At 58.5% G+C, this 23,280-nt stretch carries 23 protein-coding genes; 15 read left to right on the plus strand and 8 right to left on the minus strand.

The window, feature by feature from the left end; translation table 11 throughout:
* Positions 1 to 10: 10 nt before the first annotated feature.
* The 4 genes from AACV02_RS07330 to metG all read right to left on the minus strand — a co-directional run bounded on the left by AACV02_RS07330 (position 11) and on the right by metG (position 4,504).
* On the minus strand, positions 11 to 193 hold the full coding sequence (locus AACV02_RS07330; RefSeq protein WP_106577264.1) for a PA3496 family putative envelope integrity protein: 183 nt from the start codon (positions 191 to 193) through the stop codon (positions 11 to 13).
* A gap of 107 nt (positions 194 to 300) precedes the next feature.
* The gene (gene nth / locus AACV02_RS07335) at positions 301 to 939 is read right to left on the minus strand and encodes an endonuclease III (RefSeq protein ID WP_119738619.1); all 639 of its coding nucleotides are present in this window, start codon (positions 937 to 939) and stop codon (positions 301 to 303) included.
* 98 nt (positions 940 to 1,037) lie between these two features.
* Positions 1,038 to 2,201, minus strand: a complete 1,164-nt coding sequence (rsxB, locus tag AACV02_RS07340) for an electron transport complex subunit RsxB (RefSeq protein WP_119738621.1) — start codon at positions 2,199 to 2,201, stop codon at positions 1,038 to 1,040.
* A 251-nt stretch (positions 2,202 to 2,452) separates the two neighbouring features.
* Positions 2,453 to 4,504, minus strand: coding sequence for a methionine--tRNA ligase (metG, locus tag AACV02_RS07345; RefSeq protein WP_119738623.1), 2,052 nt, complete (start codon positions 4,502 to 4,504; stop codon positions 2,453 to 2,455).
* Positions 4,505 to 4,676: 172 nt separating this feature from the next.
* Between metG and apbC the strand changes: the two genes are divergently transcribed.
* A complete protein-coding gene (apbC, locus tag AACV02_RS07350) occupies positions 4,677 to 5,771 on the plus strand; it encodes an iron-sulfur cluster carrier protein ApbC (protein WP_119738625.1) in 1,095 nt (364 codons plus the stop codon).
* Between the two features lie 499 nt (positions 5,772 to 6,270).
* Here the strand turns inward: apbC and fdxA are convergent, their stop codons facing one another.
* From fdxA to AACV02_RS07370, 4 genes are all read right to left on the minus strand, one after another.
* Positions 6,271 to 6,594, minus strand: a complete 324-nt coding sequence (gene fdxA, locus AACV02_RS07355; protein ID WP_003208688.1) for a ferredoxin FdxA — start codon at positions 6,592 to 6,594, stop codon at positions 6,271 to 6,273.
* Positions 6,595 to 6,736: 142 nt separating this feature from the next.
* Entirely contained in the window at positions 6,737 to 9,328 is a 2,592-nt protein-coding gene (gene mutS, locus AACV02_RS07360) for a DNA mismatch repair protein MutS (RefSeq protein WP_119738627.1), read from the minus strand.
* Positions 9,329 to 9,704: 376 nt separating this feature from the next.
* The gene (locus AACV02_RS07365) at positions 9,705 to 9,986 is read right to left on the minus strand and encodes a DUF3077 domain-containing protein (RefSeq protein ID WP_119738629.1); all 282 of its coding nucleotides are present in this window, start codon (positions 9,984 to 9,986) and stop codon (positions 9,705 to 9,707) included.
* 774 nt (positions 9,987 to 10,760) lie between these two features.
* Positions 10,761 to 12,383: a methyl-accepting chemotaxis protein gene (locus AACV02_RS07370; RefSeq protein WP_119738631.1), complete on the minus strand. Its 1,623-nt coding sequence runs from the start codon at positions 12,381 to 12,383 to the stop codon at positions 10,761 to 10,763.
* A 378-nt stretch (positions 12,384 to 12,761) separates the two neighbouring features.
* Between AACV02_RS07370 and AACV02_RS07375 the strand changes: the two genes are divergently transcribed.
* The 14 genes from AACV02_RS07375 to AACV02_RS07440 all read left to right on the plus strand — a co-directional run bounded on the left by AACV02_RS07375 (position 12,762) and on the right by AACV02_RS07440 (position 23,199).
* A complete protein-coding gene (locus AACV02_RS07375; protein WP_119738633.1) occupies positions 12,762 to 13,496 on the plus strand; it encodes a LexA family transcriptional regulator in 735 nt (244 codons plus the stop codon).
* Positions 13,475 to 13,804 (plus strand): hypothetical protein, encoded by a 330-nt coding sequence (locus tag AACV02_RS07380; RefSeq protein WP_157986820.1) that lies wholly within the window; start codon positions 13,475 to 13,477, stop codon positions 13,802 to 13,804. The genes AACV02_RS07375 and AACV02_RS07380 overlap by 22 nt, the downstream gene beginning before the upstream one ends.
* 289 nt (positions 13,805 to 14,093) lie before the next feature.
* Positions 14,094 to 14,432, plus strand: a complete 339-nt coding sequence (locus AACV02_RS07385; RefSeq protein ID WP_106577252.1) for a phage holin family protein — start codon at positions 14,094 to 14,096, stop codon at positions 14,430 to 14,432.
* Between the two features lie 23 nt (positions 14,433 to 14,455).
* Complete coding sequence (locus AACV02_RS07390; protein WP_119738635.1) at positions 14,456 to 14,971, plus strand: hypothetical protein; 516 nt, start codon at positions 14,456 to 14,458, stop codon at positions 14,969 to 14,971.
* A gap of 3 nt (positions 14,972 to 14,974) precedes the next feature.
* The gene (locus AACV02_RS07395) at positions 14,975 to 15,586 is read left to right on the plus strand and encodes a phage baseplate assembly protein V (protein ID WP_119738637.1); all 612 of its coding nucleotides are present in this window, start codon (positions 14,975 to 14,977) and stop codon (positions 15,584 to 15,586) included.
* Positions 15,587 to 15,595: 9 nt separating this feature from the next.
* Entirely contained in the window at positions 15,596 to 15,928 is a 333-nt protein-coding gene (locus AACV02_RS07400; RefSeq protein ID WP_119738639.1) for a phage baseplate protein, read from the plus strand.
* Positions 15,925 to 16,920, plus strand: a complete 996-nt coding sequence (locus tag AACV02_RS07405; protein WP_119738641.1) for a baseplate J/gp47 family protein — start codon at positions 15,925 to 15,927, stop codon at positions 16,918 to 16,920. The genes AACV02_RS07400 and AACV02_RS07405 overlap by 4 nt, the downstream gene beginning before the upstream one ends.
* Positions 16,917 to 17,549, plus strand: a complete 633-nt coding sequence (locus AACV02_RS07410) for a phage tail protein I (protein ID WP_119738643.1) — start codon at positions 16,917 to 16,919, stop codon at positions 17,547 to 17,549. The genes AACV02_RS07405 and AACV02_RS07410 overlap by 4 nt, the downstream gene beginning before the upstream one ends.
* Before the next feature lie 2 nt (positions 17,550 to 17,551).
* The gene (locus AACV02_RS07415) at positions 17,552 to 19,930 is read left to right on the plus strand and encodes a phage tail protein (protein WP_119738646.1); all 2,379 of its coding nucleotides are present in this window, start codon (positions 17,552 to 17,554) and stop codon (positions 19,928 to 19,930) included.
* 20 nt (positions 19,931 to 19,950) lie between these two features.
* Entirely contained in the window at positions 19,951 to 20,496 is a 546-nt protein-coding gene (locus tag AACV02_RS07420; protein WP_119738648.1) for a phage tail assembly chaperone, read from the plus strand.
* A gap of 93 nt (positions 20,497 to 20,589) precedes the next feature.
* The gene (locus AACV02_RS07425; RefSeq protein ID WP_119738650.1) at positions 20,590 to 20,769 is read left to right on the plus strand and encodes a hypothetical protein; all 180 of its coding nucleotides are present in this window, start codon (positions 20,590 to 20,592) and stop codon (positions 20,767 to 20,769) included.
* A gap of 2 nt (positions 20,770 to 20,771) precedes the next feature.
* Positions 20,772 to 21,938, plus strand: a complete 1,167-nt coding sequence (locus AACV02_RS07430) for a phage tail protein (protein WP_119738652.1) — start codon at positions 20,772 to 20,774, stop codon at positions 21,936 to 21,938.
* The gene (locus tag AACV02_RS07435; protein WP_119738655.1) at positions 21,938 to 22,444 is read left to right on the plus strand and encodes a phage major tail tube protein; all 507 of its coding nucleotides are present in this window, start codon (positions 21,938 to 21,940) and stop codon (positions 22,442 to 22,444) included. Before AACV02_RS07430 ends, AACV02_RS07435 begins: the two co-directional genes overlap by 1 nt.
* A gap of 182 nt (positions 22,445 to 22,626) precedes the next feature.
* Complete coding sequence (locus tag AACV02_RS07440; RefSeq protein ID WP_119738657.1) at positions 22,627 to 23,199, plus strand: phage tail assembly protein; 573 nt, start codon at positions 22,627 to 22,629, stop codon at positions 23,197 to 23,199.
* The last annotated feature ends 81 nt before the right edge of the window (positions 23,200 to 23,280 follow it).

The following is a 23,280-nucleotide window of genomic DNA, read 5'->3' on the forward strand; positions in this document are numbered from 1 at the left end:
AACGGGCTGATCAGAGGTCGAAATCGTAATCGGCCAGTTGTTTTTGCAAGCGTCGCTCTTCCAGAAGGTTATCGATAGTGCGGCGTTTGCTCAAATTGGTCTTGGCCACCTCTGCAACAGGTGCGTCCCCATCGTCATCCGACTCTGCAACGAGGTCGTCTTCTACATCCAGTTGTTCTTTGCCAGTGCTCATAAGGTTCACTCCAGGCTAAGACTGCCATTGGCGCTCCTTATAACGATAATCCATGAACGGGTAAAAAAGATTTTTTCAATCGACTGATCGAGAAAACCAATGATCGCTCAATCGTCGGACGTCTTGTCCTTGTATTCGCACAGGTCTTCGATCCGGCAGCTGCCGCAGCGAGGCTTGCGGGCCTGGCAAACGTAACGTCCATGAAGGATCAACCAATGGTGGGAATCGAGAAGATAGGGCTTGGGCACGAACTTCATCAGCTGTTTTTCCACCTCAACGACGTTTTTGCCGCGAGCGATGCCGGTTCGGTTGCTGACACGAAAAATATGCGTGTCCACTGCCATGGTCAGTTGCCGAAACGCAGTGTTGAGCACCACATTGGCCGTCTTGCGACCCACACCCGGCAGCGCTTCAAGGGCTTCGCGAGTTTGGGGCACCTCGCTGCCATGCAGCTCGACGAGCAGGCGACAGGTCTCGATGACATTCTTGGCCTTGCTGTTGTACAACCCGATGGTCTTGATGTACTCCGACAACCCTTCCACACCCAGTGCGTAAATAGCCTCTGGCGTATTGGCCACCGGGTATAGCTTGGCGGTGGCCTTGTTGACGCCAACGTCCGTGGATTGGGCCGACAGAATCACCGCAATCAGCAACTCGAATGGCGACGAGTAGGCCAGTTCGGTTTTGGGCTCCGGATTGTCTTCGTGAAACCTGCGGAAAATTTCCAGGCGTTTTGCGGCGTTCATGGGGCGGGTATTTCCTTGCAGGCTGTCGTCGTAGTTTCAAAAGTGCAGGCGTTGCAGGATAAACCATCGCCACTCTGCCCGGCAGCGACTGTCGCGGATCAATCGCCGGTGTGCGCGTCCACTTGGCGCTGCGCTTGCTCGAGCGTGTGTTGTGCGGCTTTGAGCTCATCCGCGGTGGTTTGCGGCTGGCGTAGCAACCTGCTGACGTCCGCGCGCGCGTACGCCAAGGCGGTTTTCAGCTGGCGCAGCTGAGTGTCGATGGGGCGTTTTTCCACACGCTGCAACTCAGGTCTTGGCTGCTCACTGACAGCCTCGGCGTCATGCAGGGTTCGCTCTGCGGTGGCCAGCGCGGCACTCAAGGTTGCCAATTGCTGCTCGTCAGCATTACGGTCCTGGGCCTTCTTCAATTCGGCGCGGCGCATCGCCAGCTGGATTTTCGCGCGCTTGAGTTCAGGGTCTTTGGCGGTCGGCGGTGGAGGCGGACAGTTCGCCTCCAGTGCGCTGAGCGCCTGCTCTGCCAATTCGAACTGCTGCTGCAGGACGATCAGCTGCGACTGTTGCTCAAACGTCGGCGGATGACCGAATGCCTTCAAGGATTTGTGCAACTGGGCACGACTCATTGCCACGGTGATTTTGGCTTTCTTGACCGCTGCATCCTGGGCTGCCTGAGCACTGTCGGTGTGCACAGGCACACTGGGTGTCGGGCGTTTGGATCGCGCAAGGCGCTCGGCGAGTTTATGAGCATCTTCGCGTTGCAGCCGCGCGTTGCGTTGCTCATAGCGCCGCCGCGCCCGGTCGCGCTTGAGGGCACGCGCATGGCGCTGCTGATCATTGGCAGCCAGGCCGCCGACAATCGGCAGCACGCTCGTCGTTGGGCGCATCTCAATGCAATCGACAGGGCAGGGCGCCACACACAGGTCGCAACCGGTGCACTCATCAATGATCACGGTGTGCATCAACTTGGCGGCGCCGACAATCGCATCCACCGGGCAAGCCTGGATGCATTTGGTGCAGCCGATGCACTCGGCCTCGCGAATATAGGCGACCTGGGCGGGAGCCTCGCCTCGGCTGGTGTCCAGTTCCAGCACCGGCACGCGCAGCAACTGCGCAAGGCCCGCAATGGTTTCCTGCCCACCGGGCGGGCACTTGTTGATCGCCTCGCCCTGAGCAATGCCCTCGGCGTAAGGCTTGCAGCCCGGGTGCCCGCATTTGCCGCATTGGGTCTGCGGCAGCAGCGCGTCGATACGTTGGATCAGAGTCATGGGGTGATCATTGGCATGCCGGTTAGACAAACAGGGGCTGTAGGGTGAGCCCGCCGGTTGTGGGTGGCGGCTGTTCTGTGGCGAGCCGGGCTGTTGTGGCGAGCGGGCTTGCCCCGCGTTGGGCTGCGAAGCGGCCCCACCAAGGCCACCGGGTTTCCAAAGGTAGAACCGGGTGTTTGGTTCAGGGGCCGCTACGCGCCCCAACGCGGGGCAAGCCCGCTCGCCACAACAAGGCTGCTTGCCACATCGTTTTACTTGATCCGTTGACCCGGTTTGGCACCGCTATCAGGGCTCAACAGGTAGATCTCTTCACCGCCAGGGCCCGCCGCCATCACCATGCCTTCGGAAATACCGAACTTCATTTTCCGTGGCTTGAGGTTGGCAATCATCATGGTCAGACGACCATCGAGCTTGGAGGGGTCCGGGTAAGCGCTCTTGATTCCGGAGAATACGTTGCGTCGCTCATCACCGATGTCCAGCGTCAGGCGCAACAGCTTGTCGGCACCTTCCACGGCTTCGGCCTTGATGATCAGCGCAACGCGCAGGTCAACGGCGGCAAAAGCGTCGAAGTCGATTTCCGGGGAGAGCGGGTCTTTGGCCAACTCGCCATTGCCGGCCGGTGCCGATTCGCCGGTGTCGGTCTGGCTGGCGACTAGGTCTTCTTTCGAAGCATCGGTCATCGCCTGCACCTTGACGGGGTCGATACGGGTCATCAGCGGCTTGAACTCGTTCAATTGATGGTTGCTGAGCAAGGTAGCGTGGTCATTCCAGGTCAGCGGCGCGACGTTGAGGAACGCCTCGGCGTCGGCGGCCAGCAATGGCAACACCGGCTTGAGGAAGATCACCAGCTGGCGGAACAGGTTGACGCCCGTGGCGCAGATCGCCTGGACTTCAGCTTGCTTGCCTTCCTGCTTGTTCAGCGACCACGGCGCCTTGTCGGCGATCCAGGCGTTGGCACGGTCGGCCAGGCCCATGATTTCGCGCATGGCGCGGGCGAAGTCGCGCGCTTCATAGGCGTCGGCAATGCTTGGCGCGGCGGCCAGGAAGGCCTCGGTCAGTTCCGGTGCGGCGTTCTCGGCCACCAACAAACCGCCATTACCCTTGTGGATAAACCCGGCGCAACGGCTGGCGATGTTGACGACTTTGCCCACCAGGTCCGAGTTGACCTTCTGTACGAAGTCTTCCAGGTTCAGGTCGAGGTCGTCGACGCCACGGCCCAGCTTGGAGGCGTAGTAGTAGCGCAGGTATTCCGGCGACAAGTGGTCCAGGTAGGTGCGCGCCTTGATAAAGGTGCCACGGGACTTGGACATTTTCTGGCCGTTGACCGTCAGGTAGCCGTGCACGGCGATGCCGGTTGGCTTGCGGTAGCCCGCCCCTTCAAGCATCGCCGGCCAGAACAGGGCGTGGAAGTTGACGATGTCCTTGCCGATGAAGTGGTACAGCTCGGCGGTGGAATCCTTGGCCCAGAACGCATCGAAGTCCAGCTCCGGCGTGCGGTCGCACAGGTTCTTGAAGCTGGCCATGTAACCGATCGGCGCGTCCAGCCACACATAGAAGTACTTGCCCGGCTCGTCCGGGATTTCGAAACCGAAGTACGGCGCATCGCGGGAGATGTCCCACTGTTGCAGGCCGGCATCCAGCCATTCGGCGATCTTGTTGGCCACGGCGTCTTGCAGGGTGCCGCTGCGCGTCCAGGTTTGCAGCATCTGCTGGAAGTCCGGGAGCTTGAAGAAGAAGTGCTGGGAATCCTTGAGCACCGGAATGGCGCCAGAGATGGCCGAGCGCGGGTTCTTCAGGTCAGTCGGTGCATAAGTGGCACCGCACTTCTCGCAGTTGTCGCCGTACTGGTCTTCAGTGCCGCATTTCGGGCAGGTGCCCTTGATGAAGCGGTCGGCCAGGAACATTTTCTTTTCCGGGTCGAAATATTGCGTGATCGAACGCGTGGCAATGTGCCCGGCGTCGCGCAAGCGCGTGTAGATCAGGCTCGACAGCTCGCGGTTTTCGTCGGAGTGGGTCGAGTGGAAATTGTCGAAATCAACCAGGAACTCGGCAAAGTCGGCGCTGTGTTCAGCCTGCACATTGGCGATCAGTTGTTCCGGGGTGATCCCTTCCTTTTCGGCGCGCAACATGATGGCCGATCCGTGGGCGTCGTCTGCGCAGACATAAATGCATTGATTGCCGCGATGCTTCTGGAAGCGCACCCACATATCGGTCTGGATGTACTCAAGCATATGGCCAAGATGGATAGAACCATTGGCATAGGGCAGGGCGCTGGTGACGAGGATCTTGCGTGGCTCGGACATGGGGCTCGGCTACTTGATGAAACGGAGGTCGGCCACTATAAAGCGCCGGGAAATATATTTCACCCCGTGGCGCTGTTTCTGAATCCTCCCGGGGCGCGAAAGCATGCCGCTTGGCGGCTGGAACGGTTAGGATAGCCGCCTGTTTCAGTCAGTCTTTTTTCGGGAGTAGCCCATGAGCGCCGTCAATCGCGCAGCGGTGGAAGCCGTTCTTCGCCAATACACCGACCCCTATTTGAACCAGGACCCGGTCAGCGCCGGCTGTGTACGCGCCATCGACGTCCAGGGCGACCAGGTCGCGGTCCAGATGGAGCTGGGTTATGCCGCCGGCCTTTTCAAGAGCGGTTGGGCGCAGATGCTGCAAATGGCCATCGAGGGTCTCGACGGTGTGCGTTCGGCCAAGGTCGACATCCAGTGCGTGATCGCCGCGCACAAGGCCCAGGCGCAGATCCCGGGTTTGGCCAACGTCAAGAACGTGGTCGCCGTGGCATCCGGCAAGGGCGGCGTAGGTAAATCCACCACGGCCGCCAACCTTGCACTGGCGCTGGCCCGCGAGGGGGCCCGCGTTGGCATTCTCGACGCCGACATTTATGGCCCAAGCCAAGGCGTGATGTTCGGTATCGCCGAAGGCACCCGTCCCAAGGTCAAGGATCAGAAGTGGTTCGTGCCGATTGAATCGATGGGCGTCGAGGTCATGTCCATGGCCTTCCTCACCGATGACAACACGCCGATGGTGTGGCGCGGGCCGATGGTGTCCGGCGCCTTGCTGCAATTGGTCACTCAGACCGCCTGGGGCGACCTGGATTACCTGGTGATCGACATGCCGCCAGGCACCGGCGACATTCAGCTGACCCTGGCGCAGAAAGTCCCGGTGGCCGGCTCGGTGATCGTGACCACGCCCCAGGATTTGGCGCTGCTTGATGCGAGAAAAGGCGTCGAGATGTTCCGCAAGGTCAACATCCCGGTGCTGGGCGTCGTGGAAAACATGGCGGTGCACATCTGCTCCAATTGCGGGCATGCCGAGCACCTGTTCGGCGAAGGCGGCGGTGAGAAGCTGGCCACGCAATACGGCGTTGAAGTGCTGGCTTCATTGCCGCTGGCGATGGAAATTCGTGAACAGGCGGATGGCGGCAGGCCGACCGTGGCGGCTGAGCCCGATGGGCAGATCGCTATGATCTATCAGGAGTTGGCCCGTCATGTAGGCGCGCGCATCGTCCTGCAGGAAGCGGCTGCGCCGGCAATGCCGACGATTACGGTCAGCGACGACTGATCAGCCTGAAGGAAAAGAAGCCTCGACAGTGTCGGGGCTTTTTTCTTGTCCGCAGGAAGGTCAACCGGGCGCTGTTGCGCTTTTACGCATTTGCGCGTGTAAGCATTCACTTACTTTTTCGTAAGTGTTTGGGTTTTTTACCGGGCGTGGACATCTCGAAATGGAGAGAGAATTTTCTATCTTATTGAAATATAACAATTATTTATTGTTGTTTTAGCGATGAAGCTCTTCAGCCCAGCCGTTGGATCCCGTTGAACTTCCCTTGGAACTCTCTAAGATCAGCCCTGTGTCCACGGATTGACACAGCCATCAAGGAACGATGGTTGAAGGAACGTCGCAGGATGCGATTCATCAGGATGATGAAAAAGGAATACAGGGACTAGGGAAAAAATGTGGGCGGGTCATACCGCCCCTTTTTTTTGCCTGCAGAAAAGTGAAACCTGCCCTGCAGAAACGCAAAAAGGCCCGCAAGGGGCCTTTTTTATTGGGCGGCGGCGCTTTAGCGCTCGAGGTCTGCAATCTTGCCTTTTTTGCCATCCCACTCCGCTGCATCCGGCATCGGATCCTTGCGTTCGGTGATATTGGGCCAGATTTCCGCCAATTCGACGTTCAACTGAATGAATTCCTGCATCTCTGCCGGGACTTCGTCCTCGGAGAAAATAGCGACGGCCGGGCATTCTGGTTCACACAGGGCGCAGTCGATGCACTCATCCGGATGGATAACCAGGAAGTTCGGGCCTTCGTAGAAGCAGTCCACCGGACACACTTCGACGCAGTCGGTGTACTTGCACTTGATGCAGTTGTCGGTAACGACGAAGGTCATTTCTAATTCTCTCCTCAGGCGGCGGCAGCGAAACCCCTTGTGGTGGGGCTCGCGAGGTTCGGGAGCGATAGTCTGCAGGCCAGGCTAAAAGCCCGCAGCATCCCAAACCGCGCGAGATTCTATCAGCTTGCAAGCGTCTGCGTTAGACCCGTGTCTTTAGTGCATAGAGCATTTCCAGCGCTTTGCGCGGCGTCATGTCGTCCAGGTCCAGCTTGGCCAACTCATCCAGGACAGGGTGAGGCAGGCTGGCGAACATGTCGCTCTGGTGCGGCGCAGCGGGTTTGCTGCTGGCTTTTTTCGGGCTTGCCACCACGGTTTCATGGGGCAAGGCCGTGGTTTCCAGGCGGCTGAGGTGCTCGCGAGCGCGGGTGATCACATCACCCGGTACACCGGCCAATTGCGCCACGGCCAGGCCGTAACTCTGGCTCGCCGGCCCTGGCAGCACGTGGTGCAGAAACACGATACGTTCGTTGTGCTCAGTGGCATTGAGATGCACGTTGGCCACCAGCGGCTCGCTTTCCGGCAGCACGGTCAGCTCGAAATAGTGCGTGGCGAACAATGTATAGGCGCGCAAATGCGCCAATCGCTCGGCGGCCGCCCAGGCCAGCGACAGCCCGTCGAAGGTGCTGGTGCCGCGGCCGACTTCGTCCATCAGCACCAAACTGCGCTCGGTCGCGTTGTGGAGGATGTTGGCGGTTTCGCTCATTTCCACCATAAAGGTCGAACGGCCACCGGCCAGGTCATCGCTGGAACCGATCCGCGTGAAAATGCGGTCGACCAGCGACAGCTCGCAACTGGCTGCCGGTACAAAACTGCCGATATGCGCCAGCAGCACGATCAACGCGGTCTGGCGCATGTAGGTGGATTTACCGCCCATGTTCGGACCGGTGATCACCAGCATGCGGGTGTCGTCATCCAGCGCCAGGTCGTTGGCGACGAACGGCGTGGTCAACACCTGCTCCACCACCGGGTGACGACCCTGCACGATGCGCATGCACGGCTCGCTGACAAACCGCGGGCAGTTCAAATCAAGGTTCAGCGCGCGCTCGGCCAGGTTGCTCAACACATCCAGTTCCGCCAGGGCCGAGGCGGTGTCCTGCAGCGGCGCCAGGCGGCTGATCAAGTCTTCGAGCAGCGCTTCATAGAGCATTTTCTCGCGCGCCAGAGCGCGACTTTTGGCCGACAGCGCCTTGTCTTCAAACGCTTTCAGCTCCGGCGTAATGAAACGCTCAGCACCTTTAAGGGTTTGACGACGCTGATAGTCGATCGGCGCCGACTCGGCCTGCTTGCTCGGCAACTCAATAAAGTAGCCGTGCACGCGGTTGTAACCGACCTTCAAATTGGCCAGGCCGGTGCGGGCCTTTTCGCGAGCTTCCAGGTCGATCAGGAATTGCCCGGCGTTTTCGCTCAGCGATTGCAGCTCATCCAACTCGGTGTCGTAACCGGTTTTCAGCACGCCGCCGTCACGGATGATGGCCGGCGGGTTGTCGATAATGGCTTTTTCCAGCAGCGCCGCGAGGTCCGGGTATGTGCCGGCGGTCACGGCCAGTTGTTGCAAGTGCGCAGTGTCCAGCTCGGTCATCGCCACTTGCAGCTGCGGCAGGGCGCTCAAGGCATCGCGCAGACGCGCCAAGTCACGCGGCCGCGCATTACGCAGGCCAATCCGCGCCAGGATGCGCTCGATATCGCCGATTTCCTTCAGCTGCGGCTGCAGCTTTTCAAAACGATAGCCATCCAGCAGGCAGGTAATAGAGGTTTGGCGCGCTTGCAGCACGCTCAGGTCGCGCAGCGGACGGTTCAGCCAGCGGGTCAGCAAGCGGCTGCCCATGGCGGTCTGGCAACGGTCCACCACCGATTGCAGCGTGTTATCGCGGCCACCGGCCAGGTTGGTGTCCAGCTCCAGGTTGCGACGGCTGGCGCCATCGAGCACCACGGTATCGTCCAGGCGCTCGTGGCGCAGGCTGCGCAAATGCGGCAGGGCGGTGCGCTGGGTTTCCTTGGCATAACCGAGCAGGCAACCGGCGGCGCCGATGGCCAGGGTCAGGGTTTCGCAGCCGAAGCCTTTGAGGTCTTGCACCGAGAACTGTTGGCACAGACTTTTCAACGCCGAATCACGCTCGAAATCCCACGGCGCACGACGCTTGGTCCCACGACGCTTTTCTGCCGGCAAGTCCTTGGGCCAATCATCCGGAATCAACAACTCCACCGGGTTGATGCGCTCAAGCTCCGCCAGCAGATTCTCCCAGCCCTTGATCTCCAGCACGCTGAAATTGCCGCTGGTGATGTCCAGCACCGACAGGCCGAACAAACGCTCATCGCCCAACACCGCCGCGATCAGGTTGTCACGACGCTCGTCCAGCAACGCCTCATCACTCACCGTGCCCGGCGTAATAATGCGCACCACCTGACGTTCCACCGGCCCTTTGCTGGTCGCCGGGTCGCCGATCTGCTCACAGATCACCACCGACTCGCCCAGCTTCACCAGCTTGACCAAGTAGCCTTCCAACGAATGGTAAGGAATCCCACACATCGGAATCGACTGCCCCGCCGACTGCCCGCGCGCGGTCAAGGTGATGTCCAGCAACTTGGCGGCCTTCTTCGCGTCTTCGTAGAAGATCTCGTAGAAGTCGCCCATGCGATAGAACATCAACTGATCAGGGTGCTGGTTTTTCAGACGCCAGTACTGCTGCATCATCGGCGTGTGGGAGGACAGATCGGCGGTGTTTTTACTCATTGGATAGTAGGCAAATTCGTTGAAAGTGATGGGGCAAAGGGCGCGCGTGGTCCAGTGTCGATCAGTTGCGCAGCGCAGGCTTCCAAACGACGCAGGCCGAATGTGGGAGCTGTCGAGCCTTAGCGAGGCTGCGAAGGGATCGCCGCGCTGTACCTGCAGGCCGCAGCCCCTGCATCGCTGAAGTTCGAAAGCTCAACATCGTGCCCAATCGGGGGCGCTTAACTAAACGGCATTGGGCGCTTGGCCCAGCATTTGTTGCGATGGGCGCAAGGTTAACACGTGAAGTCGGCCCTTCGCAGGTCGCAAACGGCCAGGTAAAACACAAAAAAAGGGCGGCGCCTTTATATAAAGCGCCGCCCTTTTTTACGGTCGCCCCTTACTGAATGTTGCCGGGCGAATCCAACACCTTCACTGCATCATCAACCACCGCTTTCACCATCTCCTGCAAGTAATGCGACGCCCAGGCGTAACGGTCCGTCTCCCTGGTCATCGCCGCATCTTCTGCGAGCTGCTTGGCGACATGGAGGAGGTCGGAGGCATGGTGCAAGGCTTCGTGCAGGGAAACACCGCTGTTGACACGGAATAGCGGTTGGTCGGAATGAAAGGAGAAGGGGGTGACGCCGAGGGTGGTTAACGCAGACGGATCTGTAGCGGTCATCGGTAAAACTCCCATATCAGTGGAGAGCTACCACGTTCGTTCTCAGGCGAATGGGTGGCAGCTGTGCGCAGGCTGAGAAACCGGAGATACAGGAACCCGGCAGACCCGAAGGTCTCCCACGCACAGCCGCCATTGCACGAATTGTGAGGCGAAAAAAAACGCCTGCAAATCGGGTTTGGGGGCGCTTGGTGCGCCTGCATCTTGCCGGGTTCTCAGGCCCGATCACTGAATTGGCAGCGACGGGAAGGAGGGTAGCGTGGTGCTGGGGTGGGTGCAACTGGGAAAAAGGGAAGCCTCTTTGCTTTGCCAGTTGCCAGCGGGCCCATGCGGGGGGATACGCCCCGCCAATGATCACCTGAGGATAAAAGCCCTGGTCAGTGGCTTAAAGGTGAACGCAGCTTTAGGCCACTACCGATCAATCGACTCAAGTGGAAACGGACAAAAGATGCCCGTCGGGAGAGCTCGACTGAACCTGACCTGTGGCCAGTTGAAAAGGTTTGGCAGCGCTACTCAATCAACGCGCTCGAAAAAGCGGAGACGCGATTATCGGATCTAACGCAGTTGCTGCCAAAAGAGCCTGGCAAAAAAGCTGTCCAGCGTGCCCGCAAAAAAAGCCTACGTTTCGTCGATTAGGTATCACCGCCGCAAGGTCACGCAAATGCTGAGAGTCTTTGGTCTGAGCATTTGCCCCGTGTCAGGCTATGACTAAATACGGGGCTCGGTCTTCCAACATGTCTGCTCAGCCCGAAGCCGATCTAACGGCTAACGGTCCGGCTAAGCACTCAGGCGTGCCGTCACTTCATTCAACTGCCCTGACAACCCGTGAAGGTTGCGGCTTGCCGCTTCGGTGCGCTGCATGTTGTCCAGGTTGGTACTGGCAATCGTGGTGATTTCGGTGAGGTTGCGCGAGATGTCTTCCGCCACCGAGGTTTGCTCTTCGGCGGCGGTGGCAATCTGGCGGTTCATGTCGCGAATGGCTTCCACGGCATGGGTGATGCGCTCCAGCATGGCGCCGGCCTCATTCACTTGCGCGACACTTTCTTCACTGCGCGACTGGCCACTTTCAATCGCCTGAGCCGCGTCCACCGCGCCGGTTTGCACCGTTTGGATGATCTGGTTGATTTCGATGATAGACGCCGCTGTGCGCTGGGCCAGGCTTCGCACTTCGTCGGCCACGACCGCAAAACCGCGTCCGGCTTCACCGGCGCGGGCCGCTTCGATCGCCGCGTTCAGCGCCAGCAAATTAGTCTGTTCGGCGATGCCGCGTATCACTTCCAGCACCTTGCCGATGCGGCCACTGTCGGTTTCCAGGCGACGGATCACCGTGGCTGTGTTGGCGATCTCGCCACGCATTTGGGTGATGGTGTGAATGGTGCCCCGCATGACTTTTTCGCCCTGCTGCGCGGATTGGTCGGCATCATCGGCAGCGCGTGCGGCATCGGCTGCGTGACGAGCCACTTCCTGGGCGGTGGCGGACATTTCGTTCATCGCCGTAGCCACCTGATCGGTACGGTTGAACTGCTCGTTGGTACCGCTGGCCATGAGACCGGCGATGGCGTTTAACTCGCCACTTGCGCTGTCCAGATCCTTGGCGCTGCGCTGCAAGCGGTTGAAGGTTTCGGCGAGAAAGTCGCGCAAGGTGTTGGCGGCCATGGCCAGTTTGCCCAACTCGTCTTCACGGCTACTGACCACGCGTTCGGTCAGTTTGCCTTGGCTCAGTTGCGCCACGTAGTCGATCAGCTTGCGGATGGGGTCAACCAAGTTGCGGTTGATGAGCCACAGGCTCAACAGGCCGATCAACAGACCCGAGGCGAGCATTACGATAATCCCCAGCATCACCGTGCGTTTTGCAGCAGCGCTGATCAGCGTCGATTGCTCGGCGCCCTGTTTGCGCAGTTCGCCGACAAGTTCGCTCATCTGGTCGCTGGTAGCACGGTCGACGCCTTTAACGGCGGTGTCGCCTGCGGTGGGGTCTGCACCCGCGGCGATATAGGCATCGCGGCCTTTCTGGTATGCGCTGCCCAGCTGGCGGTGTTCGTCACGCAGGCGTTCGATGCGGGCCTTGAGTTGGCCGTCCAGGCCATTTTGGTTAGCCAGTTCGCCGAGGATCCCCTGCACGTCGCGCTGACGTTCTTCGAATTGCTTCCAATATTTATCCAGGTCTGCCGGCTGCTTGCCCCGTAGCAATACGTTTTTCCATTCCTGTACCTGCACCTTGAATTGCAGATTGGCTTCGTCGATCAATTGCGACGTGTGCAGCGGACCTTCGATTAGGTTGGCGTAGTTTTGCACCCCGCTGGACAGGAAATGAAAGCATGCCAAAGCAATCAGCAACATCGCCAACAGGCTGCCGCTCAGCAGCGCGAGAATTTGGGTTCTTAGGGATCTTTGCAGCATCGGATGATACTCATGACAGAAATTAGGCACGCCTGGTTGGGCGTGAAAGACGTCCAAACATCCCTGTCTGCGGTTCCGGTTCGTGGCCGGAGCCGCGCAAATTAACACCTGTGGTATCGGCCTTCCAGAGCGGTGCTTGAGACGAGTCCGACCGCCGGTGCCTCATAATTTCTCGATTGTCGTTCTCCGTATAAATACCTCTTGTTTGAAGGTCAGATGAATGACTGCTTTTGGCTGATAACAGCCTCTCAGACTTTGAAGTTGATGAGTGTCCAGTCCCCCATCGCTTACTGACGTTTTGGCTGTCGCTTTCTGATTTGCATAAATTATGCAAATTAGCATTTGCCAACCCCTAAAACTCCCGGCACTATCCGCGTTATGCAAAAACGCAACGTTTCTATCGTCTTAAGAGAACTGCTGGACCGCGACCGGATCTCCCCCACGGAGCTTCACCGGCGTACCGGCGTGCCTCAATCCACACTCTCGCGGATCCTCAGCGGCAAGATCGTTGACCCGTCGGACAAGCACATCTCGCGCATCGCCGAGTACTTTCGCGTCAGCACCGACCACCTGCGCGGGCGCGCGGCGGCGGGGGCTTTGCGCGATGACGGGCGCGACCCGATGCATTCGGAACTCAAGGACATAAGCCTGTGGGACGACGACACGCCCGTTAATGATGACGAGGTGTCGATCCCCTTTCTGCGCGAGGTTGAATTGGCTGCTGGATCAGGAAGATTCGTCATCGAGGAAAGCGAGAAGGCCAGCCTGCGGTTCGGCAAGCGCAGCTTGCGGCATAACGGTGTGCAGTTCGACCAGGCCAAGTGTGTGACGGTGCGCGGCAACAGTATGTTGCCGGTGCTGCGCGACGGCGCCACGGTCGGGGTGAACGCAGGCAAGAGTGGCATTGGCGATATCGTCGATGGCGATTTGTATGCCATCAACCACAATGGCCAGTTACGGGTGAAACAGCTCTACCGCCTGCCTACCGGGATTCGCTTGCGCAGCTTCAATCGCGATGAACACCCGGACGAGGACTACAGTTTCCAGGATATCCAGGATGAGCAGATCAGCATCCTCGGTCATGTGTTCTGGTGGGGCATGTACGCCCGTTAACCTCCTTACGTAAGACAACGCCCGCCATTGCGCGGGCTTTTTTTCGCCTGCAGAAAACCACCAAGCCCTCTGCCCGCAAGGCCGCGAATGCACGCATGCATTTCCACGGCAAAAATAAATGCATTTGTGCATTGACTGTATATGCATACATGCATATTCTTTGTCTCAAGCCAGCCAACAAGGTGGTGGAGGCGGCAAGGATGCTGCCAAGGAAAGTGACAAGGACGGCACGCAACATCGGCAAGGACGCCATCGAAGCGATGGCAGGGATGCCAGGCAACACCGGCAAGGATGCCGACGCTCTTTAGTTTCAACGCTTCAAAAACAGGCAGCGATGAACCGGCCTAATAACGGTTCAGAGGGTTGGCAACTGACCCGGGTGTGCAGCGTAAAGCACCAGAAGCAGTTATCCGGCAGACAGGGATCGTGGTCGGAAAAACATTGAGGAAAGGTCCGTACCGCGCCAGTAGCGCCGAAAGACCGAATCTGGACCGCATTACTGAAAAGCCCGGGCGACCGGGCTTTTTGGAATGCCTACCTATCGAAGCATTTGTAAATGAAAAACGGACTATCTATTGCTCAGCCAGGAGGCGTGACATGACAAATGAACAGCAAGCGTTAGCGGAAATGCCTATCTGGCTGGTCATCGTATTGGCAGTGATCGGCGGGGTATCCGGCGAAATGTGGCGCGCCGACAAAGAGGGCGCACGGGGTTGGTCGCTGATCCGCCGTCTGGCCCTGCGCTCCGGGGCCTGCATGGTGTGCGGCGTTTCAGCGCTGATGCTGTGCTACGCCGCCGGCATGTCGATCTGGACGGCCGGCGCCATCGGTTGCCTGACTGCCATGGCCGGTGCCGATGTAGCCATCGGCCTGTATGAGCGGTGGGCGGCCAAGCGCATCGGAATCAACGAAAACTCCCGTCAGGACCCGCAGTAACTGTTGCAAGGACGCTACTTAAAATGATGCTCATCGAAAAGCCCTCTCAACTGCCCCTCGCCATTGGCGAGGCGCTGCAAGCGGCCTTCCCGGACCTGAAGATCGGCAATCACCAGGACCTTAACGGCACCGGGGATAACACCGGCGTATTGATCACGGTCGAGGGCAATGGCCCCGGCATTCGCTCCCGAGAAGGGCGCAAGGCTCACGCGTTGACCCTTTCGCTCAAGGCCATGGTTGCGCCCGGGGCATTGCCATTTGATGCCTGCGACCTGGCCAGCCAACTGATGGACCTGGTGCTGGATAACCGCTGGAACCTGCCGCAGTCACAGTGTGATTTGCCGATGAATATCGTCGCCGCGCCGTCTGTGCGCACCACGGCGGAAACGGACTACGACACCTGGACCGTTTCCTTCACCCAAACCCTTTACTTGGGACCTGTATTACTCACCGATCCCACAGGCCAACCGCTGTTCGCTCGCACCTGGGAAGTCTCGAACATCAACGACCCCGATCAATACAAACCACTGGCGGAGTAGCCCATGTTCGACGCGCTGTTACGCATGCAACTGGGGCCGATCGTAGAGCGCCTGGTGGAAATGGAAACCCAGCTTGAAGACCTTTACCGGCGTGCCGAAAGCTTCTGCCGCATTGGCGTGTGTCAGGAGGTCGACGCCGACAGCAATACCTGCAAGGTCAGCCACGGTGAGTTGCTCACGCCGGCCATCCGTTTTTTCAACCCTAGCGCCGGTGCACAGACTGAAACGCGCATTCCGTCCGTGGGCGAACAATGCCTGTTGCTCAACTACGGCGGCGGCGAAGGCGGCGGCCAGTCTGTGGCCTTGTTCGGCCTGAACACTAGTCAGTTTCCGCCGGTCTCCAGCGTTGCCAGCTTGACCCGCCGCCGCCATCAGGACGGCACTCAAAGCGACTACGACGACGCCAGCCACACGTTCAACTGGGTCAACGGCCCCACCACCTTTACCGGCTCCCGCGAGCAGGTCGACGTCAAGGTCGGCGCCGCCAGCCTGACCATGAGCGCCCAGGGCATCACCCTGCAAATCGGCGGCACCCGCCTGTTGCTCGATGCCGGCGGCGCACACTTCAGCGGCCCCGTAGTGGACCACCAAGGACGCGTCATCAGCCCCCGATAAGGACACCGCATGATCGGAATCGACAGGAACACCGGCGCAGCCGTTGATGACTGGCTGCAATTCGTGCAGCGCGCCACCCGAGCGCTGACCACCCCCGTGGGCACTCGCCAAAAACGCCCGCTGTACGGCTCGCAGATCCCGCAACTGCTCGGCCAGAACCTCGGCGACGACCTGCTGATTCTCGCCCAAAGCCACGCCGCCCAAGCGTTCTATAACGCGCAGAACGGCATCGGCGATTTCCAACCCCAGGTCATCGTCGCCACCCGCCAAGGTGCCGGCTTGTTGTTGCGCTTCGCCGGCACCTGGAAAAACCGCCAACAAACCTTCGAGGTCGTGACATGAGCATGCTGATCCCCGGCCAGAACCAACTGGAGGAACCGGCCATCATCGCGGTGGATGAGTTCGAACCGTTGCTGGCCGAATTCAAGGCGTTTGTCGTTGACTACGTCGCCACCCGAGCGCCGCAAAGTGCGGCCAAACTCAAGGTCAGTCTCGACAATGAAAGCGAGCTGCTGACCCTGGCGCTGGAAGCGTTTTGCGTGCGGCTGCAAACCCACGAGCGCAAATACAATGCACGCATCAAACAGATGCTGGCGTGGTGGGCCACCGGCAGCAATTTGGATGCGCGCCTGGCCGATATGGGCCTGGAGCGCCAGGTACTCGACCCTGGCGACCCGGCGGCATTTCCGCCTGTGCCGCCAACATTGGAGAGTGATGACGACGCTCGCCTGCGTTACTACCTGGCGCCACATGCCCCGGCCGCAGGTTCGCGAATGCAGTATCGGCGTGAGGTTTTCACTCTAGGCGAACGGCCGTCGGTGAAGGTGCAAAGCGCTACGCCAGGTGTGGTAACCGTCAGCTACACCTTTGACCCGGACGGCTATGCGGCCCAGGTCAAAGACGGCAATGGGCGTCGAACAGCGCCCGGCGAAGTCATGGTCACCGTGCTTTCCCGTGAGGGCGACGGCACGCCTTCTGTCGATTTGCTTGACGGCGTTCGTCGCCATTTCGCACGGCCGGATGTACGGCCGGAGACGGATCTGGTCAGCGTGCAAGCTGCGAAAATCCTGCCTTACAAAATCAGTGTGGTAGCGAAGATCAATGCCGGTCCGGACTCGGGCCTCACTCAAGTAGCTGCTCAAAAACTGCTGCAGGACTATGCGAAATCCTGTCATCGGCTGGAAGGTCGTGTGGACCCGAGTTGGATTGATTACGCCATTCATACAGCGGGTGCCGCACAGCTTGAAATCCTCGAGCCTGTATCTCCGATTCAGGCAACGGCCTTTCAGGCTCCCTATTGCACCGGTGTCGCGGTTGAGGTGCGAATCTTATGAGCGAAGAACAAATCGATCATAGCCTCCTGCCGGCGAATAGTTCGGCACTGGAGAGGGCGCTGGACCTCGGTTTCGCAAAGCTGGTCAACCGTATTACGCCGCCTTTTCCGAGTCTGATGAACCCTAATGAAACGCCTACGGAGTTTCTACCCTACCTGGCTGCGGATCGCGGTGTGGCGGAATGGAGTGCTAACGCTGCGGAGTCTGAAAAGCGTCTTACCGTCGGGTTTTCTTGGCCAACAAAACGCCAGGCAGGCACGCGCCTTGCGCTCGAAAATGCGGTCCGGGGGCTTGAATTATCGCCTCAGATACAGGCGTGGCATGAGAAGTCTCCTACGGGTGCGCCATACAGTTTCACCGTTAGAGCTTTCACTGATCGGCCTTACAGCGAAGAGATAAACACTCGGCTCGACAAGCGCCTCGCGGATGCAAAAAGCGAGCGTGACACGTTGGCGGTGAGTGTCGGGTTATCCGCATCAGGCAATCACTGCATCAGTGCGGTCACTGTGTGTGGGGAACTGACCACGATTTACCCCTTCAAGTTGGAAGGCCTCTCATCCATTTCGCCGCTTTATATGGCGGCGGGTATTTACACCGTCGAGACCATGACCCTTTACCCGTTGGAGTAAAAATGGCTGATTACTACACACTGTTAACAAACGCCGGGATCGCGCACGAGACCGCTTGCAAGGCAAGCGGGACGCCTATCAAGTTGACGCATATGTCGGTCGGCGATGGCGGCGGTTCTGCTTATAACCCCGACGCGACCGCGGTCGCTTTGCGCCGTGAGGTATGGCGAGGCAGCATCAATGCATTGATGCAGGATCAAAAAAACTTAAGCTGGTTACTGGCTGAGGTGACGATTCCTAATGAGGTGGGTGGCTGGTATGTGCGTGAAGCCGCCATATGGACTGACACCGGTATCCTCTATGCGGTCATTAAGTATCCAGAGTCATTCAAACCGGTAATGGCCGATCAAGGCGCAGGCAAAGAGTTTTATCTGCGTGCTATTTTTCAAACGAGCAACGCGTCGAATGTGGTGCTGTCGATCGATGACTCGATCGTCAAGGCCACGCGTGCCTGGGTGGCCGATTACGTGGCAGGCGAGCTGGCGAAACTGGACACTAAAAAGTCCGTGCGAGCCGCTGCAACTGGGCCAATTGTGTTGAGCGGTGCTCAAATGCTCGACGGCGTTGCCGTTGTGGCGGGCGACAGCGTACTGGTAACGTTCCAGGCGATTGCGGCCACTAATGGTATTTACACTGTTGCCAATGGCACTTGGTTTCGCCGTACTGATGCAGATGTCAGTGGTGAAGTAACACCTAACTTGATAGTCAGTGTTGAGGAGGGCACGAAGTACGCTGACACGCTGTGGCAACTGACCACGAACGCACCGATTATCCTGGGCACTACAGCGCTCGAATTCGAGCAGATTTATGGCCCGAGTGGGGTCACTCCTGGCACGTATCGGAGTGTCTCGGTTGACCGTCGAGGTTTTGTGATCGGTGGCACCAACCCAACCAGTCTCGCGGGTTTCGGTATTGTGGATGCTTTCACAAAAACCGAGAGCGACGTGCGCTTTCAGTCAAAATTGACCTACCTCCCTGTTCAGCAAGGCACGGGTATTGGCCAGCTCCAAAACACGGTAAGGCTGGGGTGGTCAGGTAATAATCTGAAGTTGACCATCGATAATTCCGATCTCGGAAAAATCTGGACGTCTTCTGATTTCTCTCCCGATACCAAGGCTAATTGGGGGTCGACGCTTGCCGCTTATGGAGTGACTAACGCATTTACCAAGGACGAAACCAATTATCTGGTCGGGCAACGTGCTTTGCGCGACGGTGTTACTAACATAGGCATGGCCAGTAATGACCCATCACTTATGTATATGCGCCGTGAAACAGATAACCTGGTGTATTTCATACAGAAGAAATTGGATTACACACCCGTCTCGCAAGGGACCGGCGTAGGCCAAAATAACTCAAGAGTAAACATTGGATGGTCCAGCGTTGGTTTGAAAGTAACGGTTGATACAACAGACCTGGGGAATTTTTGGTATTCCGGAAACTTCTCTCCCGACGCCAAGGCAAATTGGGGGTCGACGCTTGCCGCCTATGGCATTACCAACGCTTATACCAAAGATGAAACGGGATACTTGGTTGCACAACGCGTCATGCGCGATGGTATTACCAACATCGGCATGGCCGGTAATGATCCAGCGCTTATGTACATGCGCCGTGAATCGGATAACGCGTTGTACTTTATCCAGAGAAAACTGGATTACACACCCGTCGCGCAAGGCACCGGGGTGGGACAGACGGGATCAAGGGTTAACATTGGCTGGTCCCCTGTCGGCTTGAAGGCGACGGTGGATACAACGGATCTTGGCAATTTTTGGTATTCCGGAAACTTTTCGCCTGACACCAAGGCAAATTGGGGCTCTACGCTTGCCGCCTATGGCATTACCAACGCGTATACAAAAGACGAAACAATTGCCAAGTGCGAAGAGTATGTTTTGTCCAGGCCAATTCGCGATGCCATCACCACGGTGGGGATGGCGTCCGATAACCCTGAATTCATGTACATGCGCCGTTTGACAGACGGTGTCGTTTATTACATTCAGCCGCGTTTGGGCTACACGCCGATACAACAGGGCGGTGGCGTGGGGCAGGTTAATAACAAAGTTAAACTGGGCTTTAACTCGGCAGGGAGTCTGCGTTTAACGGTAGACGCAACAGATTTTGGCGATTTGATCAGTGACGCAAATCATGGTGCAAAAGTGGCTGCCCTTGGCCTAAGTGCAGTCGGGCAATATGCATTTGCGCGTCCGCTGGTTGCGCAGCCTGCCTCTAACCAAGGCACGATATTGGCGGGCAATCAGTTGCTCTATACATCGCTCACTGTAAGTGACGGTGCAGGCAATAATTCAGGCCTGCTCAACGTAGGGCAGTGGCGCTTGCATGGCGCTTTGACTAGCTACAACGCTTCGTTGTGGCAACGTGTTTCTTAATTAAAATATAAGGTGATCAAATGTTTACCGTTCTAAGTGCAAACAATCCACGTTGGACCGACCAGGCGCATAGCGCAATAGTGCTGAACGTGGTTTTTGAACAAACCAAAGAGACCATTGGGGAACAGCCCTTCGCGGCATCTCCTAATGACGCTGAGCCTCACGGTGTTGAGCTTTTCGAGCGTGCGAAGGCTGGCGAGTTTGGAGAGGTTCAAGAGCCTACGCGTGAAATGATCCTCGCGCTGGTGATGTGCATGCGTACGGATAAGGCTGCATCCGCTACCCAGAAAATCAACGAATTGCTGACGGCTGTTGAGGTATTGCAGGACACCATCGCCGCTGGTTTGGCGGGAGAGGAGGCGGACGAATTGCCCGCCAGGCAAGCTGAGGTGGCGGCTTGGCGCCTGTACCGCGTGCATCTTGCACAGATGGAGGGCCAGCCTGATTTTCCACAGGCAGTGATCTGGCCGGAACAGCCCGCGAGCCCTTTCATTTACACACCGCCATCCGAGCCTGAAGTGAAGGCTTTTCAGGGCGTCGATCCCTCCGAACTTCCAAAGAAATAACCTCGCGCCTTGGCGCGTAATGCTTAACCCGATATCTGAAACATTCCCCGAGAGCCGCGTTGCGGTTTTTTTTATGCCTGGAGATTCAAAAAAATGGCTACGTCTAATCGCCAGAAATACACCGTCCTCATCCCATTCCCCCTCGGAGGTGGCCACTGGTCCACCGCCGGCGAAGAACTGGAACTGCTCGACGTCGAAGCATCCACCCTGCGCACCGCCGGCCGCCTGGAACTGACCAGCGTCCTCAACTCCACCCCCAAGAAGGCTGACTAACCATGGCTGAGGTTCTTAACTTCGAGCACAACGGCATCACCGTGAATGCCACTGAATCTCCCGAGGCCATGGGTGGTCTTGGCGATAACGTCATCGGCCTGGTCGGCACTGCGCCGAACGCCCACGCGTCGATCCCGAAAAACGCGCCGTTTCGCATCAACAGCTTCACCACCCAGGCGTTGCTGGACCCGACCGGCGCCGAGTCGGGCACGCTGTTTCAGGCGGTGTACCAGATCCTCAAAGTAGTGAAGGTGCCGGTTTACGTGGTGATCGTGGAGGAGGGCGCAACCCCGGCCGACACCCTCAACAATGTGATCGGCGGCAACGAGCCAACCACTGGGCGCAAGCTGGGCCTGGCTGCCCTGAGCAGCGTCCCTGAAGACCTGACCATCATCGGCGCCCCGGGTTTCACCGGCACCAAATCCGTGGCCGGCGAGTTTGCCTCGTTCGGCAAGCGCATCAAGGCCCGTGTGGTGCTGGATGGCAAAGACGCCTCGGTTGCTGATCAGGTGACCTACAGCGGCGAACTGGGCGGTGCCGACCTGGGTTTCGACCGATGCCTGCTGGTGCACAACATGCCATCGGTGTACTCCAAGGCGGCGAAGAAAAACGTGTTCCTGTCGCCATCTTCGCTGGCCATCGCCGCATTGGCCAAGGTCAAGCAATGGGAAAGCCCGGGCAACCAGGTGACCTTCGCCGAGGACGTTTCCCGCGTGGTCGAGTACAACATCCTCGACACCTCCACCGAAGGCGACCTGCTCAACCGCTATGGCGTGAGCTACTACGCCCGCACCATCCTCGGCGGCTTCTCGCTGCTGGGTAACCGCTCCATCACCGGCAAGTTCATCAGCTACGTCGGCCTGGAAGATGCCATCAGCCGCAAGCTGGTCAAGGCCGGCCAGAAAGCCATGGCCAAGAACCTCACCAAGTCGTTCATGGACCAGGAGGTCAAGCGCATCAACGACTGGCTGCAAACCCTGGTCGCCGACGAAACCATCCCCGGCGGCAGCGTGTACCTGCACCCGGAATTGAACAGTGTCGAGAAGTACAAAAACGGCACCTGGTTCATCGTCATCGACTACGGCCGCTACGCGCCGAACGAACACATGATTTATCAACTCAACGCCCGCGATGAAATCATCGAGCAGTTCCTGGAGGACGTTCTCTAATGTTTACCAACCGTGTAAGACAGGCCATTGCGGCCACCCTGCAAGGCCTGCCGTTGTCCGCGACGGTGGAAGAGTTCACCCCGCCAAAGATCGAGTTCGACATGGAATCCATGTCCGGCGGGCGCTTCATCGCCGAAGAGATGGCCAAGAGCGGCAAGGTGCTCAATGCCAAGTTGGTTCTGCAAGGTGCCGGGCCGGAGATCATGCTGGCCCTGGGCGTGCGTATGGGCGACGACATTCTGCTGAACGTGCGTGAAGCCGGCCAGGACCAGGATGGCAAGACCTACTTCACCTACCACACCGTCGGCGGCAAACTCAAATCCCTGGAGGAGGCGAAGCTGAAGATGGGCGACAAGGTCACCACCACTTTGGAACTGTCCTGCCGTACCTACAACCGTCTGGAAAACGGCATTTCGGTGATCGACATCGACGTGCGCACCCAGAAGTTCATGCTCAACGGTGTCGACATTCTCGGCGATGCGCGCCGCGCGGTGCTGATGCCTTAAGGGCTACCGTGACCTGAAGTGAGCACAGTCAATGTGGGAGCCGGGCTTGCCCGCGATGCAGGCGACTCGGTGTGCCTGGCGTATCGAGGTGATGCCATCGCAGGCAAGCCAGCTCCCACATCGACCGCGCTCAGCTTTAGATTCGCGCTGCTTTCAACAACGCTTAAACAAGGAATTGCCCCATGGCCTGGATGCCACCGCTGCACATTCTGCTGTCTCCGATCACCGCCGACACCGGCGCGACGATCCAGCAGATTCAACTCAAGCCGCTGTTCTACGCCGCGCAAAAAGCTGCGCTGGCCCGGGCCGGTGATGACGAGGACGACCAGTTTTTTGAACTGGCGAAACTCGCCACCGGCCTGTCGGAAAAAGAACTCGATCAGCTCAAGCGCCCGGACTACGTGAGCATTGCTCAGTACGTGCACGAAATGTCGACGCGGCCTGCGTCGTTCTTCCTCGGCGAACGCGATGAACCGTCGCAGCATGAACAGGTGCACCTGATGCTGCCTCTTGATGCCGCCGGCCGCAACCTGACCGCACTGAGCCTGGAAATGCCCGCCCTGCGCGCTACCAAGGCCATGAAGAAACTCGCCACTAACAAAGAACGCGCAGAATTCATTACCGCTCATTGCACCGGCCTGATGATTCCGGACCTGGCCGGGCTGACCGTTCCTGACTGGACGGAACTGCAGGAGCGCATCGACGATTTTTTAAATCAACCGGCGGACTTCTTTCGGAGCGCGACATCGAAGTAATCCTCGATGTGGTGCCACTGATTTACTCGGTCAATGAGGCGGAGATCCTCGACTGGGACGCCGGAAAAGCATTGCGCCGCT

The sequence above is a fragment of the Pseudomonas sp. Larv2_ips genome (assembly GCF_963879675.1).
GTDB lineage: Bacteria > Pseudomonadota > Gammaproteobacteria > Pseudomonadales > Pseudomonadaceae > Aquipseudomonas.

Excerpts from the sequence above, each read along its gene's own strand:
- AACV02_RS07330 (WP_106577264.1), bottom strand. The coding sequence starts at position 193 with ATGAGCACTGGCAAAGAACAACTGGATGTAGAAGACGACCTCGTTGCA.
- nth (WP_119738619.1), bottom strand. The coding sequence starts at position 939 with ATGAACGCCGCAAAACGCCTGGAAATTTTCCGCAGGTTTCACGAAGAC.
- rsxB (WP_119738621.1), bottom strand. The coding sequence starts at position 2,201 with ATGACTCTGATCCAACGTATCGACGCGCTGCTGCCGCAGACCCAATGC.
- metG (WP_119738623.1), bottom strand. The coding sequence starts at position 4,504 with ATGTCCGAGCCACGCAAGATCCTCGTCACCAGCGCCCTGCCCTATGCC.
- apbC (WP_119738625.1), top strand. The coding sequence starts at position 4,677 with ATGAGCGCCGTCAATCGCGCAGCGGTGGAAGCCGTTCTTCGCCAATAC.
- fdxA (WP_003208688.1), bottom strand. The coding sequence starts at position 6,594 with ATGACCTTCGTCGTTACCGACAACTGCATCAAGTGCAAGTACACCGAC.
- mutS (WP_119738627.1), bottom strand. The coding sequence starts at position 9,328 with ATGAGTAAAAACACCGCCGATCTGTCCTCCCACACGCCGATGATGCAG.
- AACV02_RS07365 (WP_119738629.1), bottom strand. The coding sequence starts at position 9,986 with ATGACCGCTACAGATCCGTCTGCGTTAACCACCCTCGGCGTCACCCCC.
- AACV02_RS07370 (WP_119738631.1), bottom strand. The coding sequence starts at position 12,383 with ATGCTGCAAAGATCCCTAAGAACCCAAATTCTCGCGCTGCTGAGCGGC.
- AACV02_RS07375 (WP_119738633.1), top strand. The coding sequence starts at position 12,762 with ATGCAAAAACGCAACGTTTCTATCGTCTTAAGAGAACTGCTGGACCGC.
- AACV02_RS07385 (WP_106577252.1), top strand. The coding sequence starts at position 14,094 with ATGACAAATGAACAGCAAGCGTTAGCGGAAATGCCTATCTGGCTGGTC.
- AACV02_RS07390 (WP_119738635.1), top strand. The coding sequence starts at position 14,456 with ATGATGCTCATCGAAAAGCCCTCTCAACTGCCCCTCGCCATTGGCGAG.
- AACV02_RS07395 (WP_119738637.1), top strand. The coding sequence starts at position 14,975 with ATGTTCGACGCGCTGTTACGCATGCAACTGGGGCCGATCGTAGAGCGC.
- AACV02_RS07400 (WP_119738639.1), top strand. The coding sequence starts at position 15,596 with ATGATCGGAATCGACAGGAACACCGGCGCAGCCGTTGATGACTGGCTG.
- AACV02_RS07405 (WP_119738641.1), top strand. The coding sequence starts at position 15,925 with ATGAGCATGCTGATCCCCGGCCAGAACCAACTGGAGGAACCGGCCATC.
- AACV02_RS07410 (WP_119738643.1), top strand. The coding sequence starts at position 16,917 with ATGAGCGAAGAACAAATCGATCATAGCCTCCTGCCGGCGAATAGTTCG.
- AACV02_RS07415 (WP_119738646.1), top strand. The coding sequence starts at position 17,552 with ATGGCTGATTACTACACACTGTTAACAAACGCCGGGATCGCGCACGAG.
- AACV02_RS07420 (WP_119738648.1), top strand. The coding sequence starts at position 19,951 with ATGTTTACCGTTCTAAGTGCAAACAATCCACGTTGGACCGACCAGGCG.
- AACV02_RS07425 (WP_119738650.1), top strand. The coding sequence starts at position 20,590 with ATGGCTACGTCTAATCGCCAGAAATACACCGTCCTCATCCCATTCCCC.
- AACV02_RS07430 (WP_119738652.1), top strand. The coding sequence starts at position 20,772 with ATGGCTGAGGTTCTTAACTTCGAGCACAACGGCATCACCGTGAATGCC.
- AACV02_RS07435 (WP_119738655.1), top strand. The coding sequence starts at position 21,938 with ATGTTTACCAACCGTGTAAGACAGGCCATTGCGGCCACCCTGCAAGGC.
- AACV02_RS07440 (WP_119738657.1), top strand. The coding sequence starts at position 22,627 with ATGGCCTGGATGCCACCGCTGCACATTCTGCTGTCTCCGATCACCGCC.